We start from the raw sequence: 17895 nt of genomic DNA, 5'->3' as shown, positions 1-17895 counted from the left end.
TCGCCCCCCCTCCGAAAACTCAGCCACACTTCCGCCGGCACCCGGAGGACGCACCACCGCATTCCAGACCGGCCGCAGCGTCGTTCCGGGAAAGGAAAAAGGAAAGAGTTGCCCTTGCCAGCGCTCTTTCGTGGAGATCGTCGCTCTCGGGGTCGAGATCCCCGTGATCCCGGGAAACGAGAAGCCGCAAAAAGGGGAAGATCTGCGTCCCGTAGAGTTCCATGCATTCCTTCGCATCCACGGCAGGCCAGGCGTTGCAGCTCACCACAAGCCGGCGATTCCTGGAATCTACACCCTCGGGGATGGTCTCGTACAAAGGATCGTTCGGGCCTATCACCATCCGTTCCAGCGTACCCGTGGGTATGCCCTCGATTCCCTTCACCTGCGGCGGGACTGCGCCGGGGTCGTAGGGATCCGCCGCGAGGTCCAGAATGACCGCGTGCTTGGGCAGTCTGCCCAGGAGAACGTTCGGGACAATGATTTTCGAGGTATCCGGACGCCTGGTGGCATCCACCAGGAGGTCCGTCCTCTCCAAAAGCGCCACAAGCCGCTCTGGGTACTCCGTGATGCTTCGAGGAAGCATCTCCACCACCAGCCCTGCACCCTCTTCCGCCGCGGGGCCGAAGGTCTCATCACTGCAGATTTCAAGAGCCTTTGCCGCCTTTTGCCCCACCTCTCCCATACCGATCACGGTGACCATGAGGGGTGCGCCGCCCCGAAAGAACTTGTCCGGAGCGAGGGTCTTCAATTCTCGAAAGGCAACCCGAACTCCCGCCATGGATGTGCCTGCGTAGTTCACGAGAAGCCGGTTGTTCCGCTCGTCCACGAGCCCATCCATGGAAAAACAGACGACGCCGAGCTCCTTCAGAAGGGCGTTCCGCCGGGCTCTCGTCTCGTAATGAAGCATGGAAAAAAGGACACTTCCCGGAGAGAGTGTGCGAAGGACATCCTCCTCGGGACAGCGGACGACGACGATACCGTCACATTTCAGAACGTCACCGTAGGAGACGAAACGAAGGAACGGATTCTCCGCCAAATAGTCCGCCTCCGTCAGACCCATCCCAGAGCCGTATCCTTTTTCCAGAAGAATCTCCGACCTCTCTGCTTCTTGAAGCCTTCCGAGGCGACCGAAAAGGCCGGGAAGAAAATCCCGCCGCTCCTGAGCTTCCTTGTGCATTCTCGGGAATCCGATCGTTTGCAACGGCACGGTATTCGCCTCCCATCAAGGACGGGAAAGATTCGTTTGGCCAAACGAGTTCCCTGATGCCATTGTAGAAAGAATGCAGAACAACGCATCTTCAGAAAGTTTCAAAAAATTGGCCTCTTGTCTTCGGAGAATTCTTCCGACCACATGCAGAACACAGAGTTTTCCCGGTCCATTCCGGGAAATACATTCATGAACCTTCTGACAAACCCCTGTTCTCTCCCATGCGCACATGCTCCTTATGAAAAAGGCACGTGCCGTCTTCACAAGGGTTTCTCCGGAAAGCACTCCAAACAGTGACGTCCTCCTGGGATCTTTTGTTGCGTATCGCGTATCCGCTGTTTTCACTTCGAAGTTTCAAATTTTTGATATGTCCAGGACCACTCTTTCGAGAGCACTACAAGTAAAAGAAGAAAAAACCACAAGCTTGCCCCGGGCACCCTCGGGAAATTTCCGGCGGAAACATCCCTCAGACCTCACCTCGTTTTTTGTAGTCCCTGGGACTGACTCCCATGACCTGCTTGAAGAAAGTGCTGAAGTAGGAGAGATTGTCCATCCCCACGGCAATGGCGGCGTCCCGGACGCTCATGCCCGCCTCAAGGTAGGCTGCGGCACGGTTGATGCGGATTTCCTTCACCACGTCGATGAACCGCTTCCGCAGAGCCTTTTGGAAAAGCCTGCTCAGATGGGCCGGCGTCACGTGTACCGCCGCGGCAGCTTTCTCGAGCGTCACGTCCTCGAAATGAGAATGAATGAAAGCGAGAGCCCCCTGGATAGCCAGATTTCCCGGCGTCTGGAGGCGAGAACGCAATTCCAGTGCCCCCGAGACGGAGAAGAAGAGCCGGTTCTTCAGGTCGGCAACGGAATTGGCGGCGAAGAGACTGAGCAGCTCTCTCCTGGACCAGATGCGCACTTCCGAAAGATCGCAGCTCAGATCGAGAAGCACTTGGGCAATGCCCCCCAGAAGTCCTACGAAGAGAACCTTGAGAATTTCCACATCCGATCGGACCAGGGCGTTCAATGATTCCGAGAGGCGCCCCTGAACCACCTCGAGAAGCGAAGAGCGTCCGTCTCGAATGCTTTCCAACACCAACGCCCGAAATTCGTCGATGCCCAGTTCGTCACCGGGAAACGGAGCCATCTCCGATGGTGATTCCCTCGTCCGGTCAAGTACTTTTCCGAAACCTTCAAGAACGCTCTCGTCCAGCCCGGTGTCCACCGCCCGAAGCAGGTCCGGCAATTCCGCCAGCGTACCCCAGGTTCCTCCGTAGACGACATTTCCCTGCATTTCCTTCTCTGAGAGATGGCCGAAAATTCTTCCCGCCATCGCCTCTCTTTCCTCCGCAGCACCCATTCCTCCGGAGAAGACGAAACAGGCGTGCTGTTTCCACTGCACTACCAACGTCTCGTGACCGAGGGACTGCTCCAGCCCGTGCCACAGGAGCAACTGTTCCCAGAGCGGCGTCTCGGAATGGTTGGGAAAGGCGAGCACCCCGAAGACCGTCCCTCCGTCGTCCCGGAGAAGCCCGATCTCCCTGGCAACCGTCATCATGGCGCCTTCTGTGTCCTCGCCGCTGAGAAGGAAATGGATCAGGTTGGCGGCGATAGCGCTCCGGTTCTCCCGGACCATGCCCCTCATGATCTCCACGTTCCGCTCGTGATTCCTCCGGTTCTTCACGTGCCCGAGGGCATTTACTACGGCTTCCGTCAACGCCTGGGGCGTCACGGGCTTCACCAGAAAGGCCGTCACACCAAGCTGCATGGCCGTCCGTGCGTAGTCGAAGATGTCGAAGGCGGTGAGGATAACCACTTCCCCATCGAACCCTTCCTTGCGCAGTTTTTCAAGGCTGGAAAGGCCGTCTCCTCCAGGCATCCGGATATCCAGGAGAACAAGATCGGGCTGAAAGGATCCCACTGCTTCCTCAAATTCCACCGCGTCCTTCGCCTCGGCCGTCTTCAAATCTTCGAAGGCCTTCTGAAGAGTCCGCAGCAGCGCTTTACGCTCGTGGACTTCGTCTTCGACCAGCAAAACCTTGAAAGACAAGGACATCACCGCCTTTTCTCTTTCCTCAGGGCTTCCACAACACACGTCAGAAAGGGACATGGAGGGACACTTTTGTTCCCTTGCCGGGAGCGCTGAGAAATTCCAAGAGTCCCTTTTCTCCGTAATGAAGTCTCAATCGTGCACGTACCCCCGTCAAACCGATCCCTTCCTGGATTTCCTGAAGATCGCACCCCACGCCATCATCCTCGATAACGAGAAGCAAGCATTTTGCAACGAGGCTCGCCCGGAGGGAGATACATCCCGGATTCCGAGAGGGCTCCAGGCCGTGCCGGATGGCGTTTTCCACCAACGGCTGGACAAGCATGAAGGGAATGAGAATCTGCTCCGTCTCGGGCTCCAACGCGATGCGAAAGGAAATTTTTTCCTCGAAGCGCGTGGCGTAAATCGCAAGATAGCGCCTGGCACAAGCCAGTTCCAGCTTGAGGGGAACAAGCTCCTCCCGCGCCTGGGCACGAAGAATGTAACGCAGGTATTCCGCCAGATGCAGTGTCAGTTCCTGGGTCTTTCGGGCCTCCTCGGCCTGGGCAAAACGATAAATGGTGTTTAGCGTATTGAAGAGAAAATGTGGATTCAGTTGACTGTTAATTACAGCAGAGCGAAGCGAGACGATCTCCCGGCGCACTTCACGAGAAAGCTCTTCCGCGACGCCTCCGGCAGGCGTGACCCTGGCCTGGCCGAGTATGGAGATTCCGGGTCCAGAGTACTGGCCGGCCATGTCCAGAATCTGCCCCCCCACCAAATCGAGGCATTCCCGCATCCCTCCGATGAGTCGCTCGTCCACGACAGGAGTCTTCAGAAACACCTCGAGGAATGCCTCGGGCGTCTCGGAAAAACTCCAGCGCCGCCGGCAGAACCCGAGCAGCTCGTCCCTCCGGTAACGACGAAAGAGGACATGCCCGGAGAGGAGAAAACCTAAGGGCCTCTCCTGAAAAAAGAGAGGGTGTCCCACAAGAACCAGGCCGCAGGAACATCGGCTCAATCGGGTTCTCCGGGAGGCGAAGAGCTCTCCGCCGATCCGTGCGAAATTCTCCGCGCAGAGAAGCTTTCCCGACGAAATTTCCCGAACCCGTGCGCAAAAAGGCGGAAGCGTAACGGGTTTAACCACGGAAGCTCCCGAGGGCGCGCACAACGCGAGAGGAATGTTTCCCGCTCTGGAGAATCGTTCCAACAGCTCCCCGAAATGCGACAACTCCTCGAGGAGAAAGAGCGGATCCCGTTTATCCTCTCCCTCCGTTTCGGAAACGGAACGCGATCCGCTTTCCGAAAAAATGGAGCCGTGATTTCGGACAGCCTCTTTGGACACGTTCCCCGTTTCCGAGGATCTCGTCATGAGACACCGCCCCCTTCCAGTCAAGGTGCAGGATGGATCACCCTAACCATCCCACGCTGCACTTTTTCCAAAAACCGCCGAAAAAACCGCGAGGGGGGAAGCATTCCTTCCCCCCTCGCCTCGCCTTTCCGGACAAACACCCACTGAGAAAACGCGCCTTTTTCAAAAAGCACGCCGGAATTTCGTATCGTCGCGCTTCTAGAAGGGACCGTAGCCGGTCACGGCGGCGATGTAGACCATCACGGAGCCCGCCAGTGTCCAGAAGACCATGAGGGGCCAGATGAACTTGAACCACTTCTCGTAGGGCAGCTTGGCCATGCCAAGCACGCCCATGAGTGCCGCGGAGGTGGGAATGATCTGGTTGGAAAAGCCATCTCCGTACTGATAGGCGAGAACCGCCGTCTGCCGCGTGACGCCCACGAGATCCGCGAGGGGCGTCATGATCGGCATGGTCGTCGCGGCCTGTCCGCTGCCCGATGGAATGAAGAAGTTGATGAAGGACTGCACCCAGAACATGCCCACGGCAGTAAAGCCTCCGGGAAGCTGAGCAACCCAGTTCGCCAGGGAGTTGATCACCGTGTCCACGATCTGTCCGTCCGTCATGACCACGAGAATCGCCCGAGCGATGCCCACCACGAGGGCTCCGAAGGCGATACCCTGGCATCCCTCCACGAAGGAGCGGGCGATGTGGCTCGGGGAGAGTTTGCCCATGAGTCCTGCCACGATCCCCATGGCGAGGAAGACCGCCGAGAGTTCCATGATGTAGAAGCCTTCCTCGATGACACCGTAGATCATGTAGGCGAAGCTCAGCACCACCGCGAGGAGTACCAACTTGTGTGTTCCCGTGACCTGGATGTTCTCGTCAATGACATGTCCCTTCGTATCTTCCTTCATGAAGTCGTAGACGAGACTCTGGGTGGGATCGGCCTTGACGCGCGCCGCATAGCGCATGACCCACCAGCAGGCCACGATGTAGAGCACTACATATCCCGCCCAGCGCAGAGCCATTCCGGAAAAGAGCGGGAGTTCGGCGATGCCCTGGGCCACGCCGACCGTGAAGGGATTGAGCATACCGCCGCTGAACCCCACGGCGGCCCCGGTGGACATCATGGCCACGCCCACCACGTCGTCGTACCCCACAGCTCTGGCAAGGGCAACACCGATGGGAATGAAGACGATCACCTCCTCGGCCATGCCGTAGGTGAAGCCCCCGATGGAGAAGATGGCCATCGTCACGGGGATGAGCAGTTTCTCCTTGCCTTTGAGCTTTAGGACGGCCCTGGAAATGCTCGCGTCGATGGCTCCCGTCGTCTGGATGATGGCAAAGGCGCCGCCGCAGATGAAGATGAAGAAAATGATCTCCGCCGCCTGTTTCATTCCCTTGGGCACGGATTCAAAAAGTTTGAAGAGAGACACGGGGGTCTGCTCCACGTGGTGATACGACTCGGGGGCGACCACGGTCCGTCCCGTCTTTTCATCCTTCACTCTGTCGTAGACTCCTGCGGGAAGCACATAGGTTCCGATAACCGCGAGAATCACCACGGAAAAGAGAATTACGTAGGTATGGGGGACCTTGAAACGCCGGGGCTTCTGTTCGGGAACACGGGGCTCTTCCGTCATGACCGACACTCCCTTCTTTCGGACACGGCGCGGAGAGTACGCCTGCCTCTTGCGTCTTTCTCCTCCTGCTTTCTACTTTCTACCGCTGCTGGGCTGTCTCTCTTGCTTCGCGTCGTCTTCCGCGACGCATCACCTCCTTCAGAGCGAAACGCCCCTTTGTCTCACATGCCGACGGCAACGAGACGACGTCATGCCACCCCATTTCCGTCAGTCGAACGCATGATGTAACAGCTTGGTGAAAATCACCATGCCCACGATGGCCATGGGATAGGCCGCTCCGTAGCCAGCGGAGCACTCCTCCCGCTCCGTAGCTTCTATGGCGGCACCGAGCCCCGGTGTGCTCGTCATGGCACCGCAGATGGCACCCGCGAGGAGAATCCAGTTCAGCTTCCACACGTACCGCCCGAGGAAAAAGCCGACGAGTTCCGCGATCACGGCGGAGAAGGTGCCGATGGCGATGAGGAGCACTCCGTGCTCCAACACGGCGCTGATCACCTTCGGTCCCGCCGAAATGCCCACGGCGGCGAGAAAGCAGGCGAGGGAAAGCGCGCGGAGCGCCACAAGGCTTTTCGTGTCCATGCGCATTGGCAAGGAACCGATGCGTCCAAGGGCACCACAGCAGAGCGCGAAGAGCAGCACCCCTCCCGTGCTACCCAGGGAGACGCTTCCGAAGCCGAAGAGCGGAAGCGGCACGCTCCCGAGGAGAACACCCCCCACGATGCAGAACATAAAGGAGAGCGTCGTGAAGGGGACGGAGCTCTTTTCCTGGGAGATCCGGTCAGCCGATGTGGAAAACGAGGCGAGCACTGACGCAAGTTCGGCCCGCTCCTTTTCCAGATCCATGCGGAAGAGCCTGGGGGCGAGCTGCACGAAGAGCACCACCGCGAGGACACCGAAGGGATAGGCCACGGTATACCCCACGGTGACCAAGGGATTGCCGGAGGTCGCTTCCAGGGCGGCTCCGAGCCCTGGGGAGCTGGTGAGTGCCCCCGTGTAGGTTCCTGCGAGGAGATGAGGCGGCACGGACCCCGAGTAAAGCCGGGCGAGGATGTAGGTGACCAGCGCGCCCACAGCGGGAACAATCGCGCCGAGGCCGACGAAACGGAATCCGTAGCGCCGCACCACCGGAACGATGTCCTCCGCGGAGAGGAGTCCCACCGCGGCGACAAAGAGCACCAGGTTCCAGGTGAAGTAGGTCTCCGGAACGGAACATCCCGCAAAACCGAGGAGTAGTCCTGTAAAGAGCGCTCCCGACGCGCCGAGGGTCATCCCGGAGAAACGGATCCGTCCCACGAGAAGCCCCGACATCACCGCCGCACCCAAAACGAGAACGGGATTGGCGACAAGCGATTGCATCCATGCCGTCACAACAGGCGACCTCCTTCACGATCCGCAAGGAGCGGCTCACTGCACAACACGACGCCGGAGTGGAAAAATTCGCCGACATCCATCTTTCGACATCTGGCATGGAGAAGCCGCCGAAGACCGATCCTCCCCGAAAGAGCGTGGCATTTCGGGAAACGGACCCAAACAGCCGCGCCCCGGTTTCTCATGAGCGAAATCCCAATCGATAGGAAATCTCCTCCGCGCCGTTTATGACGAGACGGAGCCAGTTGGAACGCTTCTCCTCGTGAAACTGCCGTTTGGGGCCGGCGATGCAGAGACAGGCCCAAACTTCTCCGTTGCGATCCCGGATGGGAGCGGCCAAACCATAGGCTCCAGGGCTGTTTTCCTCGTCGCTCACCGCATATCCCTGTTCCCGAATCCGGGCGTATTCCTCAAGCATGCGCTCCGGATCGGTGATGGTCCGGGGGGCACGCCTCTCGAGCGTTCGGCCCGCGAGAAGAACGCGGACCTTTTCGGGATCACGGTAGGCCGTGAGGAGTTTTCCCAATGCGCCGGCGTGAATGGGGAAACGTCTCCCCACCTGCCCCTGGTAGATGAAGCCCTCGGGGCTATCCACCTTGTAGGCAAGATACGCTTCGTCTCCCTCCCGAATGCCGACGAAGACGCTGGTGCCAGTGATCTTGGCAATGGCCTCCATGACCCCCCGGGCGACTTCACCGATGCCCTTCATGTCGCTGTAGACATTTCCGAGACGGAAGACCGCGGGGCCAAGGGAATAGCGCCTCGTCGCTCCGTTCTGCACGAGAAAACTCTCCCGGACAAGCAACGCCAGAAGCTTGTGCACGCCGCTTTTGGCCGCGCACATCTCCCGGGCGAGCTCCGTCACCCCCATCTCGTAGGGCGGCTCACCGAGACGCTTCAAAAGAAAGAGTACTTTTTCCGGACTGGACAGGTTCCCCACGCTTGTTCCCTCCAGGAGAACATTGTTTATTGACAACGAACAGGATCTACTCAGTTTGTAACATGGAGACAAAACCATGTCAACAGAGTGTGCACTGTCGTGCAAAAAAGGACATATGCGTCCTACCGGACATATTTCCGTCTCATTTTGCGGTGCAACATCGAAAAGTGGGAACGTTGGGTGTATACTTCAGAACATATTCAACCGCTTTCGTGAATCCGTTTCCCGGTCGGGATGAACGCATGCGGCAGCGAAAGAGCGTTGTTTTTCGCAACCGGAGTTACCATTTTCGTCCTCCCGCCCGAACCGAAGCGGATCAAGAAAACGACGTCGGAACGCAAAGGAGCGCCGCCCATGCCAGGCACAGCCGGATCTGATCTTGCGCTTTTTCAAGTGGACGCCTTCACGGCAACGCCTTTTCGAGGTAACCCAGCCGCCGTGTGCCTTTCCGAAAACCCGCTCCCCGAGGCGACGATGAAGGCCATTGCTGCGGAGATGAACCTCTCCGAGACAGCCTTCGTCTCTCCCGTCCGTTCCACCCCCGCCTCCGGAGAGGATTACCACCTCCGATGGTTCACCCCGCTTGTGGAAGTCCCTCTCTGCGGTCACGCCACACTTGCCACGGCAAAGGTCCTTTTCGAAAAGGGACTCGCTTCGGGAGAGATCGTCCGTTTCGCCACCAGGAGCGGTATTCTCTCCGCACGCAGAGAGGGCACACACATCGTTCTGGACTTCCCCCAGGACCCACCCGTTCCCGCGGACGTTCCGGAGGAGGTGACGAGCGCTCTGGGCCTCGCCTCGCCCGCGGAGGAGATCCTCCTCGGGCGAGAAGTGCTTATGCTCCTCCTCCGCCTCCGTTCCCCGGAGGAGGTCAAAGTGCTCTCTCCGGACTTCGCGCGTCTCTCGAAGATCCGCCTTCCCTACGGCGCCACGGGAGTGATCGTCACAGCTCCGGAGAAGAGCGGGAACAGCCGCTCGGGACAGACCTCCTTCGACTTCGTCTCCCGTTACTTCGGCCCTTGGGAGGGAATCGACGAGGATCCCGTAACGGGGTCCGCACACACCGTTCTCGGCCCCTACTGGGCAAAACGGCTCGGTAAGCGCCGCCTTCTCGCCTTTCAGGCGTCACAACGCGGGGGAGAGCTCCACCTGCGGCTCCCCGGAGAAAACGCACCGGAGGAAACGGAATCCCGCATGACCATCTCCGGCGAGGCGGTGATCGTGCTCTCCGGAACGTTCCACCTCTGACGCGGAGCGGGCACGGGCCAGAGACAGGACGTCCTGGACAGGGCGAAATCACGGCGCCCAGACATCCTTCCGAAACACCGTCCTAGGGCGAGGCAACGGAGAAACATGTCTGCGGCGTTGACGAAAGATGTGCAACATCGCTACATTGTGCGCAAACAAAAATTTGTGAGCATTTCCCAAAAGAGCGCCGCAAAACAAAGAGGGGAGGGATGCGAAGGCGCAAGAAAAGAAAAGCAGGGAATCGCACCGCAAACCACCATGTTTCCGTGTACCGCTTCGAAACGAAACGTCCCATCTCGATCTCGAAGGGAGGCATTTCGGTGAATACCACGGATTCCCGCAAAACCCCGAGTCTCGGCCTTTCCATCCTTGTCTTCGTCGTCATCGCCGCCTGCATCGGCTACGGCATCTTGGGTCTTGGCCTGGACGCCCATATGCCCATTCTCGTGGCGGCCCTCTTCGCCGCCTGCGTCGGTTTCTTCTTCCTCCGCGTACCCTGGACCGCCATCGAGGAAGGCATGCTCACGAGCATCACCGTTGCCCTTCAGGCGACGGTGATCCTCATGATCGTGGGCATCCTCATCGGGACCTGGATTCTGGGAGGCGTCGTTCCGGGCCTGATCTCCTACGGCCTGGCGATCCTCAACCCCTCCATATTCCTTGTGGCGACGCTTCTCATCTGCTCCATCGTCTCTCTCGCGACGGGATCCTCCTGGACCACCTCCGGAACGGTGGGCATCGCCATGCTCGGCATCGCCAACGGCCTCGGCATTCCCGCTCCCCTTGCCGCGGGCGTCATCATCTCCGGTGCCTACTTCGGCGACAAGATGTCCCCGCTCTCCGACACGACGAACCTGGCACCCGCCGTGGCAGGATCGACCCTCTTCGACCACATCCGGGCCATGTGCTGGACCACCGGACCGTCCTACCTGATCGTCCTCGCCATCCTCGCCGTGATCGGAACGAAATACGGAAGCGGCACGGTGGACACGAGCCGCGTCGCCGCCATTCAGGCCCTGCTCGGAGGGGAGTTCTCCATCTCCCTGCTCTGCCTCGTTCCTCCCATCCTTGTCATCGCCTCGGCGGTCCTGAAGGTCCCCGCCATTCCCGGATTGTTCGTCGGTGTGGTCGCGGGATGTCTCATGGCCGCGGCAAGCGGTTTCGGCATCGCGGACATTCTGGGCGCGGCCCACTACGGCTACGAATCCACCTTCGCCGCCGAGGTGGCCGGCGCGGCGGACGAGGCGGCCGTGATGGCTCTCCTCGCGGAAAAGGGCATCACCATCGCTCCCGACCTAGCCAAGGAAGTGGGAGAGATGATCTCCAAGCTGGTCAACCGGGGCGGCATGGACTCCATGATGTGGTCCATCTCCCTCATCTTCGTGGCCCTCTCCCTGGGGGGCATCATGGAAGCCTGCGGCTTCCTGGAGGTCATCATCGGAACCGTCACGAAGAACATCCGAAAGGTGGGAACCCTCGTGGCGGCAGTCGTGGCCAGCTCGGTGATCTCCAACATCTTCCTCGGCGATCAGTACCTCTCCCTGGTCATTCCGGGACGCATGTTCAAGACCACCTTCGAGAAGACGGGGCTCGCACCGCGCATGCTCTCCCGGACTCTGGAGGACGCGGGAACCCTCACCTCCGCACTCGTCCCCTGGAATACCTGCGGCGCCTACCAGTCCTCCGTGCTCGGCGTCGCCACCCTCGCCTACGCACCCTATGCGTTCCTCAACTACATCAATCCCTTCGTGGCCATCCTGATGAGCTACCTTGGCATCGGCATTTACTGGCGCAACGAGAAGGGCGAGGACGTGATCGCACGAAAAGCGGACTTCTAACCCTTTTCTCTCCATCGCAAGAATCGGGGGAACCGGCGGCGACAGCGGCCCTTGGTTCCTTTCCGTCGAAGAACGCGTGAAGTGCTTTCGACAGCGGTCATTCGACAGGCCACACTGCGCTCGTCCCTCTGGAGTTGCACTCCGGAGGGACGGCCTTTTTCCGCAGCCAACACAGCCATTCCCCGAAAAACCGGATCGAAATCCACCCGGGGCGGCATCCCGCGCCCATGCACCCTCACACAGCCATCACTTCCGTCCATACACACCATACACACATTGGCCATCTCAGCTCACTCTCGTCTATAATGCCCCTGAAACTCTGAAATGGACACCGTCTCCCAGGGAGGTCCCCAGGACAATGAAACGCGAACGCGAAAGACCGTCGCACGCCGCCCTTTCCTCCGGCCCGGTCGGGGCACTCCTTCTTTTTCTCTGGCTCCTCTCCCAGTTCTTCGACCAGCCGGTCCGCCACGTGCTTTCCTTTTTCGAACTCGCCGCGGAGCGGGACGACAGTGGTTTTCTCTTCGCCGCGGCGGGTATTCTCGTGCTGACCAACGCGGCCCGGGCTCTTCTCCTCTACGAAGGGTGGTTTCTTCTCGCCGACGCCTCCGCATCGACATTCCGCCGTCCTATCCTGAAGCGCCTTCTTCCACTGCTTGCCGTACCTCTCTCCTATCAGCTCGTGGTCTTCCTCGACTTTCCGAGCGTCCCCCACTTCGGCATTCCCGCCATTCTGAGTCTGGTGAGCGTGCTTCTCATCCAGATCCTCACCAGGGACGTGTCCGGCTTGGTAAATCAGGCCCTCCCTCTGGGCATCCTCCTTTTCTCCTTCCAGTGGCTGGACGTGATCCCTCTTCTCACGCCCTGGGGATTCGGCTGGGGAGAACTGTCGCTGGCCCTCAAACACCTAGCGCTTCTTCTTGAAAAGGAAAACGTGCTGAACGGCATGGCCCTCGTCTCCTTTCTCGGCGTCTTCGCGGGAGCGCTCGTCACCACGGAACTTTTGGCGAGCTACGAAAAGCAGCTGGCCCAGCTCCGGCGAATTCGGAACCAGGAACGCGAGCTCTCCCGTCTCCGCGAAGCGGAGCTGCAGGCCCGGGCCACAGAGGAGATGCAACGCCTCGTCCATGATCTGAAACGCCCTCTCACCACCGTCACAGGGCTTGCGGACGTGCTTGCCACGTCCCTTCCTCCGGGAAAGGAGGCCCATCACGTGGGAGAGATCCTCCGGGCATCCACGACGATGAACCAGATGATCTCGGAGATCCTCGATCCCAGGGTCCAACGCCCGGTACAGATGAGCGGGCTTCTGGATTACGCTCTGAGCCAGATCCGCCCCCACCCCTGGAGCAACGCCATCGCGCTCGACACCGAAAGCGCCGGAAAAGCGTGGATTTCGGCAAATATGGTCCGCCTCTCCAGGGCACTGGTGAACCTCCTGGACAACGCCCACCGGGCAACGGAAAACCATCCCACGCCAAGGATTCTCCTGGGGAGTGCCCTCGATCCGGAACGGGGGCGGGTGCAATTCTTCGTGGAGGACAACGGCTCGGGCATGGAAACTCCACCACGGCCGCGACGCTCCGGATGGGGCTCCACGGGACTCGGTCTTTCCTTTGTTGAGGAAGTCGTGCGGGAACATGGAGGAATCCTCGAATACGGCAGGAGCGATGCGCTCGGTGGAGCGGCCGTTGTGGTGGAGCTGCCCCTTGTATCCTTCGGAAAAAGCGGGAAAGAGACACCTTGAGCCTCTATCTCGGCGCTCTGGACGACGATCGGAGTATCCTCTACACCCTGGAGGCCATGGCGGTCTCCCAGGGATGGGAGATGCGCACCACCACAGATCCCGAGGAAGCCCTCTCCTGGATCCGGGAGGATCGTCTCGACATCCTCCTCGTGGACTACCACATGCCTGTGCTGAGCGGTGCAGAGGTCATCCGGCGTGCGCGGGAGATGTCGGGATCGGTGGTGTTACTCGTGCTCACCGTGGAGGAATCGACAACGGTGGCGAAGGAGCTTCTTCTGGCTGGCGCCGATGACTTCGTGAGCAAACCCGTCCGTCTCGCGGACTTCGCCTCCCGAATCCGCCTTCACGGGGAACTTGCGCGCTATCGACGGGACATGCGAAAAGACACCCCGCGAAAGGGCATCAGCGAAGCCACGCTCCGCCGTGTGCAGGATCTCCTTCTGGAGGAGGAAGGTCCTTTCGACGTACGCGCCGTCGCAACCGCGCTCGGTCTCGCCTACCCCACGGCCCACCGCTATCTGGAATATCTGGTCGAGCGGGGAAGCGCCCTCCGCATCCAGGAGGATCCGGAGGGCAAGCCGGGACGCCCCCGCTTCCGCTACTGCCGCGTTCCCTGACGCATTCCGAGAAGCACGACAACCGCCGCGGACACGTCTCCCGCCCCCTTGAACTGGATATCCACGGAGAGCACCGCCATAAGACCTTCCTTCCCACACTGCAACGCTCCCGAAAAGACGTTCCCGAAAAAGGCAGATCTTTCCCCGTCGTCTTCCACGCACTCTACTCCATCGCGTTACACCCGGCGAGCCGCCCCTTCCGCACGTCCGTGACGTCTCCGGCGAGTCTGTCGAGGAAGGCCAGGCTCCTCCGCAGAAAGGTCGTCTCGTCCTCTTCGGGATCGTCCTGAATGACCTCCAGACAGAGCACCGGCGGACGTTCTCCGGCGGCAAGGGCATCGGCGAAGGCGGACCAATCAACCACACCCTTTCCGAGTTCCCAGTGTCGGTCGTCGAGACCGTCGTTATCGGAGAGATGGAGCGCGAAAAGCCTGTCGCCGTATTTCCGCAGCAGAGAAAAAGGTCGCTCCTCCCGGAGTCGCCCGTGGGACGTGTCGTAACACAGTCCAAGCCAGGGGCTGTCAACGCTGTCGAGAAGGTACTCCAGAAATTCCAGTCGATCCGTGTTCTCCAGGGCGATACGGACACCGCGGCGGCGGGCCTCCAGGGCGAGCGCCATCATGGCGTCGAGTCCTGCCTCGGTGGGCGCCGGGAGATCCAGATAATAGGAGATGTGCATGACCAGGGTGGAAATGCCAAACTCCGCGCAGTCGCGGATCCATTCCGTGACATTTCCGACAAGACGGCGACGCTGTGCACCGTCGTCGGACCAGATGTCGTTGGCGTCGAGATACGGGACGTGGATGTTCTCGATGCGGAGCCCCTTGTTTCTCACAAGCCGAACCAGGTCGGCCTTGCCGTGTTCGGAAAAGGCCAGAGCATCCCCCCACCAGAGCATGAGAGAATCGAATCCGGCACTGCGAACGCTTTCCAGTCGTTCTTCAAGGGGCTTCAGATATCCGTACCAGGAAAAAATTCCCCGCCGATGCCCGTCGTCCACGATGCATCTCATCGCCTTTCGTTCGCGGAGCGAAAGCGGTTTCGCCGCGCCACCGCATGAAGATGCGCTTCCGCTCCGCGAGAACGCTCTCAGACGAGAGTGAGCCCTTCGAGGAACACTCCTAAAACCGTTTTTTCCTGCAGAGCAGCGTTATTGTCAAGGGTAACAGAAAGAGCAGCAGCTCGCCAGTCGAAATACCCAGGGAACATCCTCCTCCATCCGCGGGGAGAACACTCTCGCATTTCTCCCACACCGTGAAGGTCACCACATAGCGGTCCGCCTCCTCGCTCACCAGCACGCCGTAGGGCGGATCCAACGCCTCGGGATCATCGGGAAGAACGACGCGGAGTTTCTGCAGAAAAAGCGCCACCGTTCCGGAGGAATCCGCCTGGGCAAAGCGGTCGGGCAGATAGTCGTGACAGAGAAACGCCTCGGGAGCGGTGCTCTTCCCTGCAAAGAGAGCGAAATGGCTCTCCAGCTCCTCGATACCCCGATGGGAGGAGTCGTTTCCGAGAGCCTCCGCCCGGAGAACGAAACGTAGGTCTTCCAGAACGAGGGGCCCCCGGTAGGATTCCTCCTTGGGAATGATCTCGAGGCGAAGGCGCGCGGCCTGGTAGAAATACGCGCCCTCGATGCTTCCGTAGTAGTCCACCCATCCGTATCGTTCGTCCTCTTCGTCGAAATCGTCGGGACGAATGCGGATCTCCGTCGGGCCGCTGTTCGGAAGATTGCGATGTCCTGCCACGAGGGAGAAGGTCACTTCCGCTTCAGGTGGTTCCTCCGGCTCCACCGCGGTGCCAATTCGTCCCTCCGCCTTGGAGGCGCCGCTCCACCGCCGGAAGAAGAGCGGCAGTTCCGCCTCGCCGTCAGGCGTCTCCTCGGGACGTTCCGGAGACGCGAAGGGGAGCACCTGCACGGGAAGCGTCTTCACGGCGCGTGCCCCCGTTGCATCCTCCACGGTGACCCGGGCCGTGTATGCCTTGGCGAAGGCGTAGGAATGCGTGGCCTGGGGGACGGAACCGGTGCGCACCACCGTACGGTCACCGAAATCGAACCAGTACGTGTAGGGGGGCATTCCCCCCGCAACAACCGCGGCGAACGTCACCTGCTCCTCTGCGAAGGGAGTGCGGTCGGTGTACAGCCTGTCGACTTTCAGGTCGGACGAGGGTTCCGGTTCTCCTCCGGCGAAGGCCTTGATGCAGGCGTTCGTTCGTTCCGCCCCCTCGAAGGACGCGGTGGTGAGGTCCGAAAAGAGCACCCCGTCGGTGCTCCAGTAGCTTTGTCCAGCGGCTGCCGTGGCATTGTTCCGGTACCACTCGTCCCCGATGGGCATCTCCACCGCTGCAGGATAGGCATAGTCCGGATTGTGGAGTTCCACGACGACGGCAAATGTCCCGGCGGAAACCGTCACACCATGATCGAGTTCCACCAGGTAGTAGCCCGGGTAGGTTTTCGTGCCCCGAGCCGCCTCATAGGGGGCGAGCCCTCCCGAAACGGGGAATCCTCCGAAGGCTGGAAGCACATACACCGTATAGTCCGTTTCGAGGTCTGTCGTGTAAAAACTCACCGCGGTGATCTCTTCCTCTCTCGCGGCAACAAAGACGTTGGCAAGCCACACGTCCTTCCCTCCGTCGAGACTGACGTTGGCGGTCATCCCCAGCGGATCGTACTGGTGGATGGCGGCGTAGGTGTCGGGTGCCGCACGGAAGGCCGTTCCCTCCACGAGACTCGTGTCGTGGTAAGAGATCCAGAAGTAGCCACCGTCTCCCCAGTTGCTGGAATAGCTGTTCTTGGCGAGCCAGGCCCCGTCCCCGGGAGGCACTTCGACAAAACGCTCCCGGGGGAAGGTATCGTCCCAGCCCACGAGCATCACCAGGTGATTGACCAGCTCCGGACCGTCCGCAGCATTGCAATAGTACGCAAAGGTCTTCGGGTTGTAATAGGAGAAAAGATCCTCATAGAAACAGATGGACACCGCGCCGTCCTCGGAGAGAATCCGCTTCAGGGCGTCCCGGGAAAAGCGGGACGGATCCGCAGGAGGAACGTCGAGAGATTCCGGGTAGGGTTTCGCCGAGAGAACGTGCACCCACGCGGCCTCCTTGAGGATTTTCTTGCCCGAAGGCGACACATAGTCCTCGGGAACCTTTCCCTCCACATCCGTTCCGAAGGGAAGATCCACAATATCCACGGGACTGTCCCCGCGGGCAAGGACTGCCACGCTCACCAGCGTGTCCCCTCCGTGGTCGGCGAATCCTCCGGGATAGTCGTAGTCTTCGGGGAGATCGAAGGTCTCGAAGACCGTGGCGGAAAAGGCGGCGAAGGCGAGATGCCATTCGGAAAAATCTCGGTTTTCCTCGGGAAGCAGATTGGACTCAAAGGAGCCCAGCGTGACAAAGGCCCAACAAAGCCCAGAGGGAGTCTGAAGGTCAACGGGATTCACCCTTCCCGTCTCCCGAAGATCGAAGCGGGAAGGAAGCGCGTCCTTCGTTCCGAACATTTTTTCCCGTGCGGATGAGGCAGTGAAAAAAGCATTCCAATTCAAGGTCCCGAAATCAACGGGACCTCGAACGCTTCGGGAAGAACTCGGAAGAAGTTCCGCACGACCACCCTCCGCCCCTCCCAAAAGAGGCGTAACGCCACAGAGAAACACCAGGGCGAGAAGAACGGCGCCAAGCCACCCTGCCTTTTTTCCTCCACGCGTCATATCCTCATCTCCTCTCAGACACTTTCATTCGACGTATTTCGAGATCGGGAGAAAGCCACCGCAAACAGCAACAGGGACACCCCGGCGGGAAACACCGCTTGCGGAAGCCCCCGCTCAAGGCGTAGTATGAAGAGCAAGATTTTTGGCACAATGCCGCGAGACGTTTGACGTTTTATGGAATCTCTGAATAAGGCTGCGTCAGCCCCGCAGGGCG

General features: G+C 59.9%; 12 protein-coding genes. 4 read left to right on the top strand and 8 right to left on the bottom strand.

The features are described from left to right. Positions 1-19: 19 nt before the first annotated feature. The 6 genes from K349_RS0105215 to K349_RS0105180 form a co-directional block, all read right to left on the bottom strand. Positions 20-1207 carry a Rossmann-fold NAD(P)-binding domain-containing protein gene (locus tag K349_RS0105215; protein ID WP_026368786.1) on the bottom strand — a complete coding sequence of 396 codons (1188 nt, stop codon included), beginning with the start codon at positions 1205-1207 and terminating at the stop codon, positions 20-22. A 466-nt stretch (positions 1208-1673) separates the two neighbouring features. Further along, the gene (locus K349_RS0105205) at positions 1674-3254 is read right to left on the bottom strand and encodes a response regulator (protein WP_026368784.1); all 1581 of its coding nucleotides are present in this window, start codon (positions 3252-3254) and stop codon (positions 1674-1676) included. Positions 3255-3294: 40 nt separating this feature from the next. Next, entirely contained in the window at positions 3295-4599 is a 1305-nt protein-coding gene (locus K349_RS0105200) for a histidine kinase (RefSeq protein ID WP_026368783.1), read from the bottom strand. Positions 4600-4797: 198 nt separating this feature from the next. Further along, a complete protein-coding gene (locus tag K349_RS0105195; RefSeq protein ID WP_026368782.1) occupies positions 4798-6219 on the bottom strand; it encodes a YfcC family protein in 1422 nt (473 codons plus the stop codon). Positions 6220-6426: 207 nt separating this feature from the next. Then, entirely contained in the window at positions 6427-7587 is a 1161-nt protein-coding gene (locus tag K349_RS0105190; RefSeq protein ID WP_026368781.1) for an aspartate-alanine antiporter-like transporter, read from the bottom strand. Between the two features lie 181 nt (positions 7588-7768). Continuing rightward, entirely contained in the window at positions 7769-8527 is a 759-nt protein-coding gene (locus K349_RS0105180; RefSeq protein WP_026368779.1) for an IclR family transcriptional regulator, read from the bottom strand. A 354-nt stretch (positions 8528-8881) separates the two neighbouring features. Here K349_RS0105180 and K349_RS0105175 point away from each other — a divergent pair, with 354 nt between their 5' ends. The 4 genes from K349_RS0105175 (at position 8882) to K349_RS0105155 (ending at position 13977) form a co-directional block, all read left to right on the top strand. Then, positions 8882-9775 carry a PhzF family phenazine biosynthesis protein gene (locus tag K349_RS0105175; protein ID WP_034264906.1) on the top strand — a complete coding sequence of 298 codons (894 nt, stop codon included), beginning with the start codon at positions 8882-8884 and terminating at the stop codon, positions 9773-9775. Positions 9776-10095: 320 nt separating this feature from the next. Beyond that, positions 10096-11613: a Na+/H+ antiporter NhaC gene (nhaC, locus tag K349_RS0105170; protein ID WP_026368777.1), complete on the top strand. Its 1518-nt coding sequence runs from the start codon at positions 10096-10098 to the stop codon at positions 11611-11613. Between the two features lie 358 nt (positions 11614-11971). After that, on the top strand, positions 11972-13360 hold the full coding sequence (locus K349_RS0105160) for a sensor histidine kinase (RefSeq protein WP_026368775.1): 1389 nt from the start codon (positions 11972-11974) through the stop codon (positions 13358-13360). After that, positions 13357-13977, top strand: coding sequence for a response regulator (locus K349_RS0105155; RefSeq protein ID WP_026368774.1), 621 nt, complete (start codon positions 13357-13359; stop codon positions 13975-13977). The genes K349_RS0105160 and K349_RS0105155 overlap by 4 nt, the downstream gene beginning before the upstream one ends. Positions 13978-14140: 163 nt before the next feature. Here the strand turns inward: K349_RS0105155 and K349_RS0105145 are convergent, their stop codons facing one another. Then, entirely contained in the window at positions 14141-14989 is an 849-nt protein-coding gene (locus K349_RS0105145) for a sugar phosphate isomerase/epimerase family protein (RefSeq protein ID WP_026368773.1), read from the bottom strand. A 109-nt stretch (positions 14990-15098) separates the two neighbouring features. Further along, a complete protein-coding gene (locus tag K349_RS0105140; RefSeq protein ID WP_026368772.1) occupies positions 15099-17681 on the bottom strand; it encodes a lectin like domain-containing protein in 2583 nt (860 codons plus the stop codon). Between the last annotated feature and the right edge of the window lie 214 nt (positions 17682-17895).

It is taken from the genome of Aminiphilus circumscriptus DSM 16581, from assembly GCF_000526375.1.
Taxonomy (GTDB): domain Bacteria; phylum Synergistota; class Synergistia; order Synergistales; family Aminiphilaceae; genus Aminiphilus; species Aminiphilus circumscriptus.
The sequence above is the reverse complement of the archived record's forward strand: the minus strand, read 5'-3'. Positions and strand labels throughout refer to the sequence as shown.